At 38.2% G+C, this 18,030-nt stretch carries 18 protein-coding genes; 14 read left to right on the forward strand and 4 right to left on the reverse strand.

Features of this window, described 5'->3' with window-relative positions; all coding sequences use genetic code 11:
* Nucleotides 1–37 precede the first annotated feature (37 nt).
* Both SCI76_RS20095 and lexA read right to left on the reverse strand, forming a co-directional pair.
* Nucleotides 38–1,483: a hypothetical protein gene (locus SCI76_RS20095; RefSeq protein WP_034270839.1), complete on the reverse strand. Its 1,446-nt coding sequence runs from the start codon at nt 1,481–1,483 to the stop codon at nt 38–40.
* A 209-nt stretch (nt 1,484–1,692) separates the two neighbouring features.
* A complete protein-coding gene (gene lexA / locus SCI76_RS20100) occupies nt 1,693–2,310 on the reverse strand; it encodes a transcriptional repressor LexA (protein WP_013058778.1) in 618 nt (205 codons plus the stop codon).
* A gap of 146 nt (nt 2,311–2,456) precedes the next feature.
* Here lexA and yneA point away from each other — a divergent pair, with 146 nt between their 5' ends.
* The 8 genes from yneA to SCI76_RS20140 all read left to right on the forward strand — a co-directional run bounded on the left by yneA (nt 2,457) and on the right by SCI76_RS20140 (nt 10,524).
* Nucleotides 2,457–2,786 carry a cell division suppressor protein YneA gene (yneA, locus tag SCI76_RS20105; protein WP_028411366.1) on the forward strand — a complete coding sequence of 110 codons (330 nt, stop codon included), beginning with the start codon at nt 2,457–2,459 and terminating at the stop codon, nt 2,784–2,786.
* Nucleotides 2,787–2,839: 53 nt separating this feature from the next.
* Nucleotides 2,840–3,508: a recombinase family protein gene (locus SCI76_RS20110; protein WP_028411365.1), complete on the forward strand. Its 669-nt coding sequence runs from the start codon at nt 2,840–2,842 to the stop codon at nt 3,506–3,508.
* Between the two features lie 69 nt (nt 3,509–3,577).
* On the forward strand, nt 3,578–3,808 hold the full coding sequence (locus SCI76_RS20115) for a DUF896 domain-containing protein (protein ID WP_013058775.1): 231 nt from the start codon (nt 3,578–3,580) through the stop codon (nt 3,806–3,808).
* A 167-nt stretch (nt 3,809–3,975) separates the two neighbouring features.
* A complete protein-coding gene (gene tkt, locus SCI76_RS20120; protein WP_013058774.1) occupies nt 3,976–5,982 on the forward strand; it encodes a transketolase in 2,007 nt (668 codons plus the stop codon).
* Between the two features lie 149 nt (nt 5,983–6,131).
* Complete coding sequence (sirA, locus tag SCI76_RS20125; protein WP_028411364.1) at nt 6,132–6,572, forward strand: sporulation inhibitor of replication protein SirA; 441 nt, start codon at nt 6,132–6,134, stop codon at nt 6,570–6,572.
* A gap of 90 nt (nt 6,573–6,662) precedes the next feature.
* Entirely contained in the window at nt 6,663–6,875 is a 213-nt protein-coding gene (locus SCI76_RS20130) for a YneF family protein (RefSeq protein WP_013058772.1), read from the forward strand.
* A gap of 90 nt (nt 6,876–6,965) precedes the next feature.
* Nucleotides 6,966–8,729 carry an ABC transporter transmembrane domain-containing protein gene (locus SCI76_RS20135; protein WP_048019870.1) on the forward strand — a complete coding sequence of 588 codons (1,764 nt, stop codon included), beginning with the start codon at nt 6,966–6,968 and terminating at the stop codon, nt 8,727–8,729.
* Nucleotides 8,719–10,524: an ABC transporter ATP-binding protein gene (locus tag SCI76_RS20140; protein ID WP_048019871.1), complete on the forward strand. Its 1,806-nt coding sequence runs from the start codon at nt 8,719–8,721 to the stop codon at nt 10,522–10,524. The genes SCI76_RS20135 and SCI76_RS20140 overlap by 11 nt, the downstream gene beginning before the upstream one ends.
* Before the next feature lie 22 nt (nt 10,525–10,546).
* Here the strand turns inward: SCI76_RS20140 and SCI76_RS20145 are convergent, their stop codons facing one another.
* The gene (locus SCI76_RS20145) at nt 10,547–10,723 is read right to left on the reverse strand and encodes an aspartyl-phosphate phosphatase Spo0E family protein (protein ID WP_013084718.1); all 177 of its coding nucleotides are present in this window, start codon (nt 10,721–10,723) and stop codon (nt 10,547–10,549) included.
* A gap of 139 nt (nt 10,724–10,862) precedes the next feature.
* Here SCI76_RS20145 and SCI76_RS20150 point away from each other — a divergent pair, with 139 nt between their 5' ends.
* The 3 genes from SCI76_RS20150 (at nt 10,863) to SCI76_RS20160 (ending at nt 12,934) form a co-directional block, all read left to right on the forward strand.
* A complete protein-coding gene (locus SCI76_RS20150) occupies nt 10,863–11,570 on the forward strand; it encodes a cytochrome c biogenesis CcdA family protein (protein WP_033579815.1) in 708 nt (235 codons plus the stop codon).
* A gap of 211 nt (nt 11,571–11,781) precedes the next feature.
* Nucleotides 11,782–12,339 (forward strand): DUF2179 domain-containing protein, encoded by a 558-nt coding sequence (locus tag SCI76_RS20155; protein ID WP_013058767.1) that lies wholly within the window; start codon nt 11,782–11,784, stop codon nt 12,337–12,339.
* A 103-nt stretch (nt 12,340–12,442) separates the two neighbouring features.
* On the forward strand, nt 12,443–12,934 hold the full coding sequence (locus SCI76_RS20160) for a CcdC family protein (protein ID WP_013084715.1): 492 nt from the start codon (nt 12,443–12,445) through the stop codon (nt 12,932–12,934).
* A 31-nt stretch (nt 12,935–12,965) separates the two neighbouring features.
* On the opposite strand, the gene SCI76_RS20165 is transcribed toward SCI76_RS20160, so the two are convergent.
* A complete protein-coding gene (locus SCI76_RS20165; RefSeq protein WP_028411360.1) occupies nt 12,966–13,391 on the reverse strand; it encodes a DUF2621 domain-containing protein in 426 nt (141 codons plus the stop codon).
* A 276-nt stretch (nt 13,392–13,667) separates the two neighbouring features.
* Between SCI76_RS20165 and gabT the strand changes: the two genes are divergently transcribed.
* The 3 genes from gabT (at nt 13,668) to SCI76_RS20180 (ending at nt 17,998) form a co-directional block, all read left to right on the forward strand.
* Complete coding sequence (gene gabT, locus SCI76_RS20170) at nt 13,668–15,023, forward strand: 4-aminobutyrate--2-oxoglutarate transaminase (protein ID WP_028411359.1); 1,356 nt, start codon at nt 13,668–13,670, stop codon at nt 15,021–15,023.
* Nucleotides 15,024–15,171: 148 nt separating this feature from the next.
* Nucleotides 15,172–16,542, forward strand: coding sequence for a sigma-54-dependent Fis family transcriptional regulator (locus tag SCI76_RS20175; protein ID WP_028411358.1), 1,371 nt, complete (start codon nt 15,172–15,174; stop codon nt 16,540–16,542).
* 31 nt (nt 16,543–16,573) lie between these two features.
* Nucleotides 16,574–17,998, forward strand: a complete 1,425-nt coding sequence (locus SCI76_RS20180) for an NAD-dependent succinate-semialdehyde dehydrogenase (protein WP_028411357.1) — start codon at nt 16,574–16,576, stop codon at nt 17,996–17,998.
* The last annotated feature ends 32 nt before the right edge of the window (nt 17,999–18,030 follow it).

Here is an 18,030-nt window from a genome sequence, read left to right on the forward strand (position 1 = left end):
TTCTTTTTTATCATGTGTTTTCTGATGGGAACAGCTTTTATGTTTTAAATCGATCTTTTAATAAATTCCATAGGGAACTCACTCCGAGACTAATGCTGATCAGAATTCCTGATAAAGCTACTATTAAAGCGATATATTCAAAGATAGAAAACTGCTTCATACTATCCCAATTGATGTTTCCCTTTAGCTTGCTAATAACTAAATTCATTCCGTAAATACCGGAAAGAACGGTATAAATCGTTAAAATTAATAATAAGTAATTGTGACGCTTGGCCGCGATTTTCTCTTGATTTTGATACAAAGTACCAAGGGTTTCTTTGACTTCTTGATAAAGAGAATTGATGTGGAAGATTTTTTTAAAGAGCTCAGAAAACTCTTGACCTTCCGTGCGAGAGCTAATTTCTAAAAATAAATATTTACCTGAAAATACAGTAATAGAGCGAATTAGTCGCTCGATGCCCTCTGAATTTTTATGAAACGTGAGCTGAGAATACTCATAGGATAGTTTTAGCAACACGATTTTATAGAAAAAATGCAAAAATAAATTATAGTAATGCTGGCCAAATAGATGATTCATCAAAAGCTGATCCGTTTTAGAGTCTGTCGATTTAGAAATACACGAAAACACATGGTCTGTTATAACGTAATAGGTTTCAGGAGCCCATCTGGAATACACGTGTTTGGTATTATACGTTTTAATATACTCATGGTTGTGTGCAGAGATAAACGGTTTCCCGTCAGGCGTATAGCTATTTAGCTGCCCAGTACGAAATAAAGTTGTGGAGTTAATTTCTTGCTCTTGATTTACCGTTACATAACTTAATACAAACATCCGTTCATCGATAAAATAAGGAAGACTCCCGACGTGCTGTTCACGCGTCGCTTCTTTTTTAATGTGTTCGTTCAAAAATGGCGCGAGCTGTGAAAAAATATAATCCTGTACTTTGCTATAGCGATGATGTTCATAGGTAATGGTGGATCCATGCTCTTCAGCAAGCTTCGGTTCTAATACACGAAAATGATTCATGAATTCTAAAATGTCATCATAGGTGTAATGATTATGACTCATCTCAGTGCGAATGGTCATGACGCCAATTTCAAAAGGACATAAAAAAACATCCACAGACAGCACGTTGCTAGACACGGTGGTGGAGGAAGTTTGTAGCGTAACGGTATGGTCTATTTTTTTTGAAAATCGAAGCAAGCCTTCTTTTTCGCACGAATCAGGAAATAGAATACATTCAATGTAAGGAAGAAAATATTGATCCAAGCTATCATGAGATACGTAATACTGTTCTCCGTAGTATTCTTTTTCTACATGTTTGTTTTGAATGGAAAAAAACTCAAACATATTTGCTTCTAGTGCATGAACAAGCTGCTCTTTATTTTTTCGATCAAAGGAAAAAGGAAAAAGAAACATGTTCATTGCTTTGGTAGGCATAATAGTTTGAAATGGTTCTGTTTTCCTTGGTGTATTGGTCATAAACTACATCCTTCTTATAGTCGGTTGTATTTTTTTTGAGAGTCGAAAAAATGCAGACAGAAAGTAAAAGGTAAAACAGGCTTTATAAAAACCGCTCTACCTGCCTGTAATGATTCGACGTATCATTTATAATATGCCAATTTTTTTAGAAAACAAACGTAAAAAACCAACTAACATCATGATTAGTTGGTTTTACATACAGTGTGTAATTAGTGAATCGTGCGATATACACCAGTGACTTTTCCTAAAATCGTTACGTGGCGAAGAATAATAGGCGCCATCGTTGAATTTTCAGGCTGTAAACGAACGAAATTTTCTTCTTTAAAGAAACGTTTTACCGTTGCTTCGTTGTCCTCGGTCATAGCGACCACAATATCTCCGTTATTAGCAGTTTGCTGCTGACGTACGATTACCATATCGCCATCTAGAATACCTGCTTCAATCATACTTTCTCCCATAATTTCAAGCATAAATACATGATCATCTGGAGAAACGAATTTATCTGGAAGAGGGAAATATTCTTCCACATTTTCAACGGCTGTTATAGGAAGACCCGCTGTTACTTTACCGATAACAGGAACATTAATGACATTGCTTTTAGGGATGTTTACTTCGTCTAGTTGAAGAACTTCGATTGCTCTTGGTTTTGTTGGATCTCTGCGAATTAACCCTTTGCTTTCTAAACGAGCTAAATGCCCGTGTACAGTGGAGCTAGAGGCTAATCCCACCGCTTCCCCAATCTCACGAACAGAAGGCGGATAACCTTTTAATTTTACTTCGTGCTTAATAAAATCTAGTATGTCTTGTTGACGTTTTGATAGCTTCATATTTTTCACCTCGATTTTAGCTATTCTTTAGGTGAATTATACCACGTGATGTGTCAATATACAAACATAAGTTCGAAGAATTCCATTGACAGAAACAAATGTTCTCAATAAAATAAGAACATATATTCTGATAGGGGGATCATAATATGCACCAATTCTTACATTCTATGAAACATTACGCTATTTTTTTTGCAGTTATCGCTGCACTTACATATGTATTGACGCTGGTTTTAGGAGCGGATAAAGTAGATTTAGACAAATATTCAACGGTTACTATTACAAAAGGAGATACGCTTTGGGACTTGTCCAACAAGTATCATAATCACCATCATTTGACCACCAATGAATTTGTCAAATGGGTTGAAGACGTCAATGATCTAAACTCAGACACTGCCCAGTCTTTATCTCCTGGAGATAAATTATATATTCCTGTTTTAAAAAAAGAGTTACATAATCAAGTGGCAATTGAACAGTAGTGTGTAACGGCCGTTCCTGAATATTGTTAGAAGCCGAAAAGGTCGTGATAAAAGTGGACGCCATTATTTATTGCCGTGTAAGTACGGATAAAAAAACCCAAGAAACATCTTTACAGCGCCAGCAAGAAGAATTAAAAAAGCTTGCTGATCTTCACCATCTAAACGTAAAAAAAGTCGTAATGGAAAAAGCAAGCGGATATGACGTAGACAGAGAGGGTATATTGGATGTTCTTCATACAATGAAAGAAGAAAAAATATCTGTGCTGCTCATTCAAGACGAAACGCGATTAGGCAGAGGAAATGCCCGAATCGCGCTTCTTCATGCTTTTCATAAAGAAAATGCTACGATCTATACGATTAGTCATCAAGGTCAGCTTCAGCTTTCAGAATCTGATTCGATGGTGTTAGATATTATTAGCTTAGTGGAAGAGCATCAGCGGAAATTACATAACGCTAAAATTAAAAGAGGAATGAAAAGAGCCGTAGAAAACGGTTATCGTCCGCAGCAAAATTTAAAAAATCAAGGAGTTAACTCAGGAAGAGAAAAAAAAGAAGCGCCGATTGAAGAAATTGTCCGCCTTCGTCATAACGGCTTAACCTTTGCTGAAATTTCAGTTACGCTAAAAGGTTTTGGTTATAATATTTCAAAAGCAACGGTACATCGTCGCTATCAAGAGTATCAAGAGAGTGCTCAATCTCTTGATAAAACGAAAGAGATTTAGTAAGATGACTACATGTTGCCGGAACTGTTCGGTAATTTTAATTATTGATTATAAGGAGATAGGTTTTATATGCTATCAAAAGATAAACTTGCTCGTATTAATGCTCTTTCAAAAAAGGCAAAGGCTGAAGGTCTGACAGAATCTGAAGCGAAAGAACAGCAAGAGCTACGTCAGGAATATTTAAAAGTTTTCCGACAATCTATGACAAACCACCTTCATACGATTAAAGTTGTGGACGAGGAAGGTAAAGATGTTACGCCTAAGAAGTTAAAAGAGAGCAAAAAGAAGCGTCTTCACTAAGACGTTCTAGTAAAACTAGAGGGAGAGTTCCCTCTAGTTTTTTGTATATTTTTAATAAGGCACACAAAAACTGTAAAAGTGGAAATTTTTTTGGTTCAAGTATTGTACAAATAAGCAAATCATTAGTATGATAACATATGTACATAGTTTTGAAAGGAATGAAGAGTATGACACAACGTATTGAAGATCTTTCGATTGCAACAATTCGTACTTTATCAATCGATGCGATTGAGAAAGCAAATTCAGGTCACCCAGGTATGCCAATGGGAGCTGCTCCAATGGCGTATACATTGTGGACAAAATTTATGAACATCAATCCAAAGAATCCAAACTGGTTCAACCGTGACCGCTTTGTATTATCAGCAGGACACGGATCGGCACTATTATACAGCTTGCTTCATTTAGCTGGATATGACTTATCAATTGAAGACCTTAAAAACTTCCGTCAATGGGGAAGCAAAACACCAGGTCATCCAGAGTTCGGTCATACAGCAGGTGTTGATGCAACAACTGGTCCACTAGGACAAGGTATTGCAATGGCTGTTGGTAAAGCAATGGCAGAACGTCATTTAGCTGAAACATACAACAAAGAAGGTTTAGAAATTGTAGACCACTTTACGTATGGTATTTGTGGTGACGGAGACTTAATGGAAGGTGTATCTGCTGAAGCAGCTTCATTAGCGGCACACTTAAAATTAGGACGCTTAGTTGTTTTATACGATTCAAATGATATTTCTTTAGACGGAGATTTAGATCGCTCGTTCTCTGAGAACGTAGAAGATCGTTTCAAGGCTTACGGATGGCAAGTAATTCGTGTTGAAGACGGCAATGACTTGACAGCGATTGCAAACGCAATTGAAGAAGCAAAAGGCGATTTAACACGCCCAACGCTAATTGAAGTAAAAACAACAATCGGATTTGGTTCTCCAAACCACGCGGGTACTTCTGGCGTGCACGGTTCTCCATTAGGTTCCGATGAAACAAAATTAACAAAAGAAGCTTATGCATGGACATTTGAAGAAGATTTCTATGTGCCAGAAGAAGTGTATGCTCACTTCAAAGCTACAATTGCTGAAGATGGCCAAAAGAAAGAAAACGAATGGAACGATGTATTTGCACAGTATAAAGAAAAATATCCTGAACTAGGTCGTCAATTTGAACTAGCAGTAGAAGGAAAGTTACCGGAAGGCTGGGAAGAAACGCTTCCAGCATACGAAACGGGTTCAAGCCTAGCTAGCCGTGCTTCTTCTGGAGAAGTATTAAACGCAGTAGCACAAGCTGTACCTCAATTCTTCGGCGGTTCAGCTGACTTAGCTGGGTCAAATAAAACAATGATTAAAGGTTCAGAAGACTTCACTGCAGCTGATTACAGCGGACGTAATATTTGGTTCGGTGTACGTGAATTTGCAATGGGAGCTGCATTAAACGGTATGGCTCTACACGGCGGTGTAAAAGTATTCGGAGGAACATTCTTTGTATTCTCTGATTATCTTCGCCCAGCAATTCGCTTAGCAGCTTTAATGAAGCTTCCTGTAACATATGTATTCACACATGACAGTATCGCAGTTGGAGAAGACGGCCCAACACATGAGCCAATTGAACAATTGCCATCACTTCGTGCAATGCCAGGTCTTTCAGTGGTTCGTCCTGCAGATGCAAATGAAACAGCTGCTGCATGGCGCTTAGCATTAGAATCAACTGACCGCCCAACGGCGCTTGTATTGACTCGTCAAAACTTGCCAACGCTTGAAGGTACAAAAGAAAATGCATACGAAGGCGTGTCTAAAGGCGCGTACGTTGTATCTAAAGCTGGTAAAGACCAAGCGGATGCATTAATACTTGCAACAGGCTCTGAAGTAAGCCTAGCAGTAGAAGCACAAAAAGCATTAGCTGCAGAAGGCATTGATGTATCTGTAGTAAGTATGCCTGCATGGGATCGTTTCGAAGAGCAATCTGCTGAGTACAAAGAAAGTGTTATCCCTAAATCAGTGAAAAAACGTTTAGGTATTGAAATGGCTTCTACACTTGGCTGGGAACGCTATGTTGGAGACGAGGGACAAGTTCTTGGTATTAATCACTTCGGTGCATCTGCTCCTGGTGAAACAATCATGAAAGAATTTGGTTTTACAGTTGAAAATGTAGTAGCAAAAGTGAAAAGCTTGCTTAATGCATAATTCTTTTTCACAAGAAAGAGCAGACTCCTATGGTCTGCTCTTTTTTTTCGACAAAAAAACAAAGAAATTTTTTCATCGATAGACAAGCATTGCGTACACCATTCGGTATAATAGTACAAAAAAGAACGAGCCGAAAGGGAGGATGAATCGTGAGAACGTATGAAGTATATTTAATGGAGGAAGAAGTTGCATCATCCTATTTTCGAAGAGAAAAGCTCATTTATCAGCTGCTGATTGAATATAAAATGAAACGTCACTTGCAGGAAACGCATTTACAAAAACAAGTTCATTACATTACTCGCCAACTGCCCAATTCATTTATTCAACGAGAATTACTTCAGGCGTTTTCTCATTATCCTCATTTTTTTACTCATCAAGAGACGTTTGTGCTGGAGTATCCTCATAAAAAAAGTCGAGCATCTATAAAATTAACGAATCGCTGTATAACAATTGAAGGAGATGGCAATGTTGATGCTGAGACAGCTTTTTTTGAAGTATTACGCAAGCTAGATCCTTGTTTTTTAGCAGTGAATTATGGAACGGATGAATACGGCTGGCTGAGGCCTGTGAAAACAAGAAAATTTGTGTAATTATTTAAGGAAATTGGAACGGAAATATTGTATAATAGCGTATGGTCTAGTACACTGTAAGTTAGACAACACGAAGGAGGAAGTAATACCATGGGAATGTATATTCTAGTTGGTGTTCTAGCATTAATTGTTGGGATAGCGCTAGGATTTTTCATTGCTCGTAAGTATATGATGAGCTATCTGAAGAAAAATCCACCAATTAATGAACAAATGTTAAAAATGATGATGATGCAAATGGGCATGAAACCATCGCAGAAAAAAATTAACCAAATGATGAAAGCAATGAACGGCCAAATTAAATAATGGTTAATTGGACAGACACTCTCTATTCAGAAGGGTGTCTTTTGTTTTATGATAGAGATAAGAAAATGGTTGTAGGGCTAGGGGGATACGATGAAAATTTTTCGAGAGTTATGGTGGTTTTTCAAACAGGAAAAAAAGTCTTACATAACGGGGATAGCGCTGCTTATTATTGTGGCAGCATTAGAACTTCTCCCGCCTAAAATTATTGGTTTAACGGTAGATGGCATTAAAGAAGGGACGCTGAATGGAAAGCGCTTAATGCAGATGGTTGGCATTTTGCTAGGAGCTGCTGTTGTGGCCTATTTCACAAGATACATATGGCGTATTATGATATTTGGTTCATCTGTTAAACTAGCCAAGCAGCTGAGAAATACCCTCTACACTCATTTTACCAGGATGAATCAGGCCTTTTATCAGCGGCGGCGAATTGGGGATTTGATGGCCCATGCAACGAATGATATTCAAGCTATTCAACAAACTGCAGGTTCGGGCGTTTTGACGCTCGTGGATTCCATTGTCACAGGAGGGCTTGTTCTATGCACAATGGCCCTAACAATCAGCTGGAAATTAACGCTTATTTGCCTTATTCCTATGCCGCTTATGGCCGTTTTAACAAGTTACTATGGTACATTGCTTCATGCGCGGTTTCATCACGCACAAGCAGCATTTTCTACTTTAAATGATAAGGTTCAAGAAAGCATTAGCGGAATTAAAGTCATTAAGACGTTTGGGGAAGAAGCAGCTGATGTCGAAGAATTTCGTATGAAGTCTGCAGATGTTGTTCAAAAGAACATGAAAGTAGCACGAGTAGATGCATTGTTTGATCCGACCATTTCGATTATTGTAGCACTTTCTTTTTTACTTGCTCTTATTTTTGGCAGCAAGATGGTGATTAGTGAAGAGTTAACACTGGGACAGCTTGTTACCTTTACAACTTATTTGGGCCTTCTTATTTGGCCGATGCTCGCGTTTGGCTGGCTATTTAACATTGTGGAACGAGGAAGAGCATCATATGACAGGGTATTTTCTTTATTAAAAGAAGAAAATTCGATTGAAGAAGCAGCGCATCCTAGTGTTGAACTGCCAACAGGAAATATTGAAGCTGTTATTCATAGGTTTTCGTATGGTAAAGAAGACGAATACACGTTAAACGAAATTTACTTTACACTTTCTCGCGGTCAAACGTTAGGGATTGTCGGAAAGACGGGTGCTGGGAAAACCACGCTTTTAAAGCTGTTGCTTCGTGAATTTGATGTAAGCGACGGAGCTGTTTTATGGGGAGGAAAAGACATTAAAGATTATGCTTTTGATTCACTGTACAAAAGCATTGGATATGTTCCTCAAGATCACTTTTTGTTTTCAACAACAGTCGCTGCTAATATCGCGTTCGGAAAAGAAGACGCAAGCAATCAAGAAATCCAAGAAGCGGCTAAAGTTGCAAATGTACATAAAGACATCCTCGATTTTACAGATGGCTATCAAACAATAGTAGGTGAAAAAGGCGTTTCGTTATCTGGTGGACAAAAACAGCGTATCTCGATTGCAAGAGCTCTTCTATTAGATCCTGAGCTTTTAATTTTAGATGACTCGCTATCAGCGGTAGATGGAAAAACGGAAGCGGGTATTTTACAAGCGTTGAGGCAAAAACGTCAAAATCGAACAACGATTATTACAGCGCATCGGCTGAGCTCGGTTACTCATGCAGACCTGATTCTTGTCCTTGATAAAGGGAAAATTATTCAGCGAGGAACTCATGAGGAACTGCTTAGCGTGAGCGGCTGGTATCAGGATATGTACGATAGACAGCAGCTTGAACGTGCGGTAGAAGAAGGAGAGACGAAAAATGAAAATTGAGCATTCTTCGGTACATAAACGTCTGTTTCACTATACAATTCCGCATAAAAAATCATTTTTTTTAGCGTTCACTCTATTATTAATTGCTACGGCTGCTGATTTATTAGGGCCCATTTTGATTAAAATTTTCATTGACGATTATTTAACTCCTAAGTATTTGCCTTTTCAGCCTCTGGTGTGGCTTGCAAGCAGTTATTTGCTTTTACAGCTTTTAAAAATTGTCGTTCAATACTTTCAGCTTCTGCAGTTTCAGAAAATTGCGCTTCAAATTATTCAGCAGATTCGAATTGACGTTTTTTCTCATGTTCATCGTCTGGCGCTTCGCTTTTTTGACAACACGCCAACGGGAAGCCTTGTTTCTCGAATTACAAATGACACGGAAGCTATGAAAGAAATGTTTGTAGAAGTCATCGCGGTTTTTATTCAAAATGGGGTATTTTTGATTGGTATTTTTATAGCGATGTTTATGCTAGATGTGAAGCTGGCTTTTTACTGTTTAGTTCTTCTCCCGTTTATTTGGGGACTTATGAAGCTTTATCAGCATTACAGCGCTATTTACTACGGACAGCTCCGAGAAAAGCTAAGTCAGTTAAATGCCAAGCTTCATGAGTCTTTACAAGGCATGTCCATTATTCAATTATTTCGTCAAGAAAAGCGGCTTCGCTCGGAATTTGAAGAAATTAATGATGAGCACTACAAAGCGGGCATGCGCAATATTAAGTTAGATGGTTTGCTACTGAGGCCTGCTGTCGAAATTCTTTATATTTTAGCCGTTATTCTTGTGCTCAGTTATTTTGGCATTTCCGTAGCTGACAGTCCTGTTAAAATTGGTGTTCTTTACGCGTTTATCAACTATTTGGATCGTTTTTTTGAGCCCGTTAATGAAATGATGCAGCGTCTTTCTATGTATCAGCAAGCGATGGTATCAGCCTCCCGGGTATTTGATTTGATGGATGAGGAAGAAAAAAATCCAGTGATGACAGGAGAACAAAAGCAGGGGGTACAAAAAGGAACGGTAGAATTCAAAAACGTCACGTTTTCCTATGACGGTGTTCGAGATGTGCTTTCTGATATATCATTTACGGTAAACGAAGGAGAAACAGTGGCTTTAGTAGGCCATACTGGAAGCGGGAAAAGCTCCATCATTAATTTATTAATGCGTTTTTATGAGCAGCAAAAAGGAGACATTTTGATCGATAATAAACCACTGTCGTCCTTTTCAAATAAACAGCTTCGAGATCAGGTAGGGCTGGTGCTGCAAGATGCCTTTTTATTTGCCGATACCGTAAAGCGAAATATTACGCTGCATGAAGACCATTTTTCTGATGAGCAAGTAAAAGCAGCGGCGAAATTTGTGCAAGCTCACGCATTTATCGAAGCTCTTCCTAATAAGTATAATGAAGTGCTAGTGGAAAGAGGTTCAACTTTATCAAGCGGTCAGCGTCAGCTCTTAGCATTTGCAAGAACGGTGATTCGAAACCCTAAAATCCTTATTCTTGATGAAGCAACAGCCCATATCGATACAGAAACGGAAGAAGCGATTCAAGAAGTGTTAAGAGATATGGGAAAAGGCCGCACAACGATTGCGATTGCACATCGTTTATCAACTATTCAACACGCCGATTGTATTTTAGTATTGCATAAAGGGAAAATCGTCGAAAAAGGAACGCATGCTGAACTGCTAGATAAAGGCGGTTTGTACTATAATATGTATCAGCTTCAGCACAGTGAAAAAGAGGAAAATTTCAATAAAGAAACAGGAGTAAAAGAGATTTATAAAGAATTGATAGAGTGAAGGTGAAAAAAAGAAACAACCTTCATGAAGAGGTTGTTTCTGTTGTTTGAGCAGGGAATTCATTGTAAACGTTTAATAAATGATCTAATTCTTGACTATGTTTAATAGCAGGTGGAGAGTTTAATCCACTTACTCGGACTATGCGGATGAGTTCTTCTCGTTTCTTTTCAATCGCTAATAGAATATCTTTTTTGGCCAATGCTATGTATCCCTTCTAACAAGTCGTTTACCTAATTATACAAGATAATGGTACTATTTGAAAGAAGTGAGATAAGACAATTTGGTTACAAAATGGTAACGAAAAAGAACAAAAAGAACAAAAAAGGGAAGTGGGAAATGTGGGAGATTTAAATTTATTTTTGGCATTTGGCGCAGGCTTTTTATCGTTTATTTCACCCTGCTGTTTGCCTTTGTATCCAGCTTTTTTATCGTACATAACGGGAGTATCAGTCAGCGAGCTAAAGGAAGGCGCTAAGTCACATCAGCGCAAAGCTTTTATTCACACAGCTTTTTTTCTTCTGGGATTTTCTGTTATCTTTATTATGATTGGTTTTGCGACATCCTTTATTGGTCAGTGGTTTTTTAACTATAAAGATTTAATTCGGCAGATTGGCGCTATTCTTATTATTTTCTTTGGTCTAGTTGTACTAGGGATTTTTAAGCCTCGAATTCTTATGCAGGAACATAAAGTTCAATTCGCCAATAAGCCGGCTGGACTCTTAGGTTCTTCTTTTATTGGTATGGCTTTTGCTGCCGGCTGGACTCCTTGCACGGGACCTATTTTAGTATCGGTTATGGCGCTTGCAGCGACAAACCCAGGCTCCGGTCTTTTGTACATGATAACGTATTCACTTGGGTTTTCTATTCCGTTCTTTATCATGACATTCTTTATTGGAAAAATGAACTGGTTAAAAAAACATATGAATTCCATGATGAAAGTTGGCGGATACGCAATGATTGGCATGGGGTTTATTTTATATTTTGACTGGATGACAAAAATTATTATTTATACAACGAGCGTATTTGGAGGGTTTACGGGCTTTTAAAAAGGGAAAATGATACAAAAAAGAATCTGGAAGTTGGCAGGTTCTTTTTTGTTTTTTAAAGACCAAACGTTCATTTTAGCTCTTAGGAAATAAGCAAGAATATGACTCGAAAAAATATATAGAAAAAATTTATTTTTACTATATCTTCTATAAATACGGAGTGATACAATGAAATCGTCATATTTTTAATTGTTAAAAAGAGGTGTATAAATTGAAAGATATTTTGTTAATCTTGCTTTTGCAACTGATCTATGTACCGATCTTGACGCTGCGCACAATTTTTTTAGTCAAAGGTATGAGTATGTATGCCTCGGTTTTTGGATTTGTTGAAGCGTTAATTTATGTATTTGGCTTATCCCTAGTATTTTCAGGAGATCAAAGCACGCTTGCTATGGTTGTATACGCAGTTGGATTTGGAGTGGGAATTATACTTGGAAGTTATATCGAATCTAGGCTTGCTATCGGATATACAACATTCTTAGTTAACCTTATGACCAAAAATGAAGAGTTAATTAACCGCCTTCGACAGGAAGGTTTTGGTGTTACTGTGTATCAAGGTGAAGGAAGAGACAGTGCACGCTATAGATTAGACATTTTAACAAAAAGAAGTAGAGAAGAAGAGCTATTAGCATTCATTGAAGAATATGAGCCTCGTGCTTTCATTATTTCATACGAGCCGCGTAAATTTAAAGGCGGGTTCTTACTAAAAGCAATGAAAAAGCAAAAACAAAAGCAAAAAGCAAAAGCAGATATTACCTCTACTAAATAAAAACAGAAGAGATCCTCTTCTGTTTTTTGTTGCACTTTTACTTCTGATGTTTTTTGGATTATAATATAAGTACACACTAAACTATAGTAAAGGAAGGATTTCATTGGTTATTGCTTCAACACTTGTCGCAATTTTTATGGCTTCTTTCATATTAGTTGTTCGAATGAAAGCCGCTGATAAACCAACGAATGCAAAAAAAATTATACTTCCGCCTTTTTTTATGAGTACGGGAGCGTTAATGTTTATCTTTCCAATGTTTCGAGTAACGGGTGCAGAACTGCTTGAGGCGTTAATAGCAGGCATGATCTTCTCAATCCTGTTAATTAAAACGTCTAAATTTGAAATTCGTGACGATCATATTTACTTGAAGCGTTCAAAAGCTTTTGCATTCATTATTATTGGTTTGCTTATTATTCGAATTGCAATGAAAATATATTTAAGTTCTTCAATTGATGTTGGCCAGCTTGGCGGTATGTTCTGGATTTTAGCATTTGGTATGATTGTACCTTGGCGCATTGCGATGTACACATCGTACAAAAAGCTCGAACGAAAGCTGCACAATGATCGTCTTGGAAATACAACGATATTAAATTAAAAAAGGTGGCTACGCAGCCACCTTTTTTGATTTAAAATAAATGCTGATAGGGGACGGCATCTATTTTTTGCTTTTTTAATGTTTTTAATAAAAATTTATGATCACGTTTAGGCGTAGCTAAGATGTATCCACGTACGATTAAGTCTTCTGTTATAGAGGCGGCTTGTTCCTCAAGTGCGAGTTCCCCAATTTTCCCTGCAATTTTTTGTTTGGCCACATCGCGAAATAGTTCAGGTACTGGTTCAACAAGAACGTTTAATAGCTGCTTTTGATCCGCTGACCAAAGGTGAATGGTTTTGGAAAGATAGTGATCTTGCCAATCAAGTTCAGACATGCCGTCTTCTTTTGGTAAGCGCTTTAAAAATTTTCTGAACATAAAAAATCCGCCGATAGCAAACATGCTCATTAAAAAGACAACCCAAAATAAAATAACCCATAAAAACCAGCCCTCTAGCATATTTTTCACTCCTTTATAAAGAGATTAATCATAACATTACTATATTTATACATTTATTATAAAAGCCTTGTTCCTTTTATGGCAATATAAAATTCCTGCACTTTATGTGAAAAGAGAGTCATTTTTGACTTATCGATAAGTTTATATTGACTTATCGATAAGTGAATTATCGTTAGAATTATCTAAAAATGCTTATTTTTCCGCCTTTTAAAAGTTGGCACGATTTTTGCATATAAACTAATTGAAGAATTATTTAATATGAGAGGAAGATAAAAAATGAGTCAAACTTTTAGCAAAGTAGCAACAAATTTACCGGGAGAAAATGCAAAGCAATTATTAGATAGAAGACACCGTGCCATTCCGAAAGGTGTAAGTTATGGCATTCCGACATTTGCTGATACGGCTGAAGGGGCGATCGTTAAAGATGTCGATGGCAATACGTTTATTGATTTCGTAGGGGCAATTGGCACAATTAATGTAGGTCATAGTCATCCAAAAGTGAAAGAAGCGCTTCACAAGCAAGTAGACCGTTTTATTCACACAGGATTTAATGTCATGATGTATGAGTCATATGTAGAGCTTGCAGAAAGACTAGCAGCAATTGCTCCTGGTGAATTTGACAAGAAAGTATTACTTTTAAATAGCGGAGCAGAAGCTGTAGAAAATGCAGTGAAAATTGCTCGTAAATATACAAAGCGTCAAGGAATTATTTCATTTAACCGCGGTTTCCACGGCCGTACATTAATGACAATGACAATGACAAGTAAAGTAAAGCCATATAAATATGAATTTGGACCGTTTGCTCCTGAAGTATACAAAGCTCCATATCCTTATGAGTATCGCCGCCCACAAGGATTATCAGTTGAAGCATACGAAGAGTTTATGATTACTGAATTCAAAAACTTCTTAAATACAGAAGTAGCACCAGAAACGATTGCAGCTGTTGTAATGGAGCCAATTCAAGGTGAAGGTGGTTTCATTGTTCCAGGTAAACGTTTTGTGCAAGAAGTGTATCAATTATGTAAAGAGCACGGAATTTTATTTGTATCAGATGAAATTCAAGCTGGTTTTGCACGTACGGGCCGCTACTTCGGTATTGAACACTTTGACGTTGCACCAGATTTAATTACAGTATCTAAATCACTAGGAGCTGGTGTACCGATTAGTGGTGTCATCGGCCGCGCTGAAATCATGGATGAATCTAATCCTGGTGAGCTTGGCGGAACGTACTGCGGAAGCCCTCTTGGATGTGAAGCGGCTTTAGCTGTACTTGATATCATTGAAGAAGAAAAGCTAAATGAACGCGGTGAGTACCTTGGAAAAGTGGTAACATCACGATTTGAAAAATTAGCAGAAAAATATGACTGTATCGGTGATATCCGCGGATTAGGAGCTATGTCTGCTATCGAGCTTGTGAAAGACCGCGAAACAAAAGAAGCGGATAAAGAGCTTACACAGCGCATCGTAAAAGAAGCAAACAAACGTGGATTATTACTGCTTAGCGCGGGAGTATTCGGAAACGTTCTTCGTATCTTAATGCCAATTGTTATTACAGATGAGCAGCTAGAAGAAGGCTTAGCTATTTTTGAAGCAGCACTAGAAGCAAGCGTGCAGCAAACGGTTGAAGTATAAGAGAAATTGAGGCATGAGTGAAGAGAGAACTCTTCACTCATTCTTCATGAATCACAAAGAATGGATATGTTTGGACACTCTATTTATAGATTTTTCATTTTCTGATAAAATAAAATAATAATTATTTTTTGACGAAAAGGTGATTCAAATGACCATTCATAAAAAGCAGATTCAGCAAATTAACGACGAACTTTACGATATATTTGAGTCATCATTTGATGAAATCTTTGTAACTGATGCAAATGGGTATGTATTAGTTGTAAATTCAGAGTGTGAAAAAAATTATGCTTTGAAAGTGGAAGATTTTATTGGAAAGCACGTAAAAGAACTTCAGGAAATGGGCATCTTTTATCCTTCGGCCACGTTAAAGGTGATTGAATCTAATCAAGCAATTGAATTGGTTCAAAAAACAAACTCAGGCCGATATCTTCATGTGCGGACTAGGCCAGTATTTACTAATGACGGGCAATTGAAAAGTGTTATTAGCTATTCTCGAGATCTCACAGACTTAATGGAATTAAAACGAAAAGTAGAAGAGATGGAAGAACAGCTTGAAAACTATAAGAAAGAGTTAAACGAATCCGTAGATTTAGAAGGAATCGTAACAAAAAGCGAAGCGATGAAAAAAGTTTTTTCAACCATTCAACGAGTGGCTTCTGTAAATACAACCGTTCTCTTACTTGGAGAAACAGGGGTAGGAAAAAGCAGAGTAGCAAAACTGCTTCATCAGCTTAGTACAAGAAAACAGCAGCCGTATCATGAACTTAATTGTGCAGCGCTTCCTGAACAGCTTATTGAGTCAGAGCTATTTGGCTATGAAGGCGGTACGTTCACTGGAGCATTTCGCGAAGGGAAAAAAGGGATCATTGAGCTTTCGAACGAAGGCACGCTTTTTCTAGATGAGATTGGTGAACTTTCTCTTTCAGCACAAAGTAAGTTGCTCCATGTACTGCAAGACCGTACAATTCGTCCCGTGGGCTCAACAAGAGCAGTATCAATAGACGTACGAATTATTGCTGCTACGAATCAAAACCTGGAGCAAATGGTCGAAGAAGGAAAGTTTAGACGTGATTTGTACTATCGACTTAACGTGGTGCCAATTACGATCCCACCTTTACGAGAGCGAAAAGAAGATATTCTGCCTCTTGTCTATCAGTTTCTTCATCATTTTAATACGGTATACGAACGTAATGTACGCTTATCACCAAAGGCATTAGACGCATTTTTAGGGCAGGAATGGAAAGGAAACGTTCGCGAAGTGGAAAATATCATTGAGCGTCTGGTTGTTACAGGAGAAGAAATGATTACGCTTAAAGACTTGCCATTTGCAAAAGAGTTTGCTATCGATCCACCTGTGCATACGCTTCCTGAAATGATTGAACATGTGGAAAAAGAAATGGTCATCAAGGCGTTTGAACAGCATAGGTCATCTTACAAAGTAGCCGAACAGCTTGGTATTAGTCAATCACAAGCGAGCCGTAAAATTCGAAAATATGTGTCGGACAGTACCGAACAGTGAGTAGATAAATTTAAGCAGGGAGTGAAGAAATATGAAGCAAGCAAACTTATATATTAACGGAGAATTTGTTTCGGCAAATGATACATACGAAGTAGTAAATCCAGCAACAAATGAAGTAGTAGCTACCGTTGCAAAAGGCGGAGAAAAAGAAGCAAAGCTAGCAGCAGATGCTGCTTATGAAGCGTTTCAAACATGGTCTAAAAAAACAGCAGAAGAGCGCGGTAAATTATTATTTAAATGGCATCAGCTGATCGAAGAACACACGGATGAACTGGCTGAAATCATGACAGTCGAGCAAGGTAAGCCTCTTAAAGAAGCAAAAGGTGAAATTGGCTATGCCAACGGATTCGTTTCATGGTACGCAGAAGAAGGAAAACGCATTTACGGAGAAACAATTCCAGCTTCTTCTCCTAATAAACGATTATTTGCTCATAAGCAGCCTGTGGGAGTTATGGCAGCTATTACACCTTGGAACTTCCCGGCAGCTATGATTACGCGTAAAGTAGCCCCAGCTCTAGCAGCTGGATGTACAGCGGTTATTAAACCGGCAGAACAAACGCCACTAACGGCTCTTCGTCTAGCAGAGTTGGCGCAGGAAGCAGGTATTCCAAAAGGCGTAATGAATGTAGTTACAGGAGATGCAAAAGCGATTGGAGAAGCGTGGCTTCAAGATGGACGCGTACGCAAACTATCGTTTACGGGCTCTACAGAAGTAGGTAAACTGTTAATGCGCGGAGCAGCTGATACGGTTAAAAAAGTGTCTTTAGAATTAGGAGGACACGCTCCGTTTATCGTAACAGCAAATGCTGATTTAGATAAAGCAGTAACAAATGCAATTGCTTCTAAATTCCGTAACGCTGGTCAAACATGCGTATGTACAAACCGCATCTACGTGCACGAGTCTATTGCTAAACCGTTCGCAGAGCAGTTTGCAGCAGCCGTTAGTCAGCTGAAAGTCGGAAACGGCTTAGAAGAAGGTACGGATATCGGACCTTTAATCGATGAAAAAGCGTTAGAAAAAGTAAAGCGCCACTTAGATGATGTTGTAGCAAAAGGTGGAAACGTCTTAACTGGAGGGGCTGTACGCGAAGAGGGAAGCGGACTTTTTGTTGAGCCTACGGTTGTAGATGGTGCAACGGATGATATGCTTTGTATGTACGAAGAAACATTCGGACCGATTGCTCCAATTGCGACGTATCAAACAGAAGAAGAAGTTATTCGCCGTGCAAATAACTCGCCTTACGGATTAGCAGCTTATGTGTTCACTGAAAATATTTCAGAAGCTATTCGTATTGCTGAAGCTTTAGAATATGGTATTGTAGGACTAAATGATGGACTACCTTCTACACCACAAGCGCCGTTTGGCGGCTTTAAAGAAAGTGGACTTGGACGTGAAGGCGGACATTACGGAATTGAAGAATATTTAGAAGTAAAATATATTTCTTTAGGCTTTTAATAAAAAGTGATTTCGCTTTCCTGCGAAATCAC

The organism is Priestia sp. HNGD-A6 (genome assembly GCF_045784335.1).
In the GTDB taxonomy this organism is placed as follows: Bacteria; Bacillota; Bacilli; order Bacillales; family Bacillaceae_H; genus Priestia; species Priestia zanthoxyli.

Bases quoted from the DNA above. Each gene is read 5' to 3' on its own strand.
- SCI76_RS20140 (WP_048019871.1), top strand. From the start codon at position 8,719: ATGAAAATTGAGCATTCTTCGGTACATAAACGTCTGTTTCACTATACA.
- SCI76_RS20135 (WP_048019870.1), top strand. From the start codon at position 6,966: ATGAAAATTTTTCGAGAGTTATGGTGGTTTTTCAAACAGGAAAAAAAG.
- SCI76_RS20180 (WP_028411357.1), top strand. From the start codon at position 16,574: ATGAAGCAAGCAAACTTATATATTAACGGAGAATTTGTTTCGGCAAAT.
- SCI76_RS20130 (WP_013058772.1), top strand. From the start codon at position 6,663: ATGGGAATGTATATTCTAGTTGGTGTTCTAGCATTAATTGTTGGGATA.
- SCI76_RS20095 (WP_034270839.1), bottom strand. From the start codon at position 1,483: ATGACCAATACACCAAGGAAAACAGAACCATTTCAAACTATTATGCCT.
- lexA (WP_013058778.1), bottom strand. From the start codon at position 2,310: ATGAAGCTATCAAAACGTCAACAAGACATACTAGATTTTATTAAGCAC.
- gabT (WP_028411359.1), top strand. From the start codon at position 13,668: ATGAGTCAAACTTTTAGCAAAGTAGCAACAAATTTACCGGGAGAAAAT.
- SCI76_RS20165 (WP_028411360.1), bottom strand. From the start codon at position 13,391: ATGCTAGAGGGCTGGTTTTTATGGGTTATTTTATTTTGGGTTGTCTTT.
- yneA (WP_028411366.1), top strand. From the start codon at position 2,457: ATGCACCAATTCTTACATTCTATGAAACATTACGCTATTTTTTTTGCA.
- tkt (WP_013058774.1), top strand. From the start codon at position 3,976: ATGACACAACGTATTGAAGATCTTTCGATTGCAACAATTCGTACTTTA.
- SCI76_RS20115 (WP_013058775.1), top strand. From the start codon at position 3,578: ATGCTATCAAAAGATAAACTTGCTCGTATTAATGCTCTTTCAAAAAAG.
- SCI76_RS20175 (WP_028411358.1), top strand. From the start codon at position 15,172: ATGACCATTCATAAAAAGCAGATTCAGCAAATTAACGACGAACTTTAC.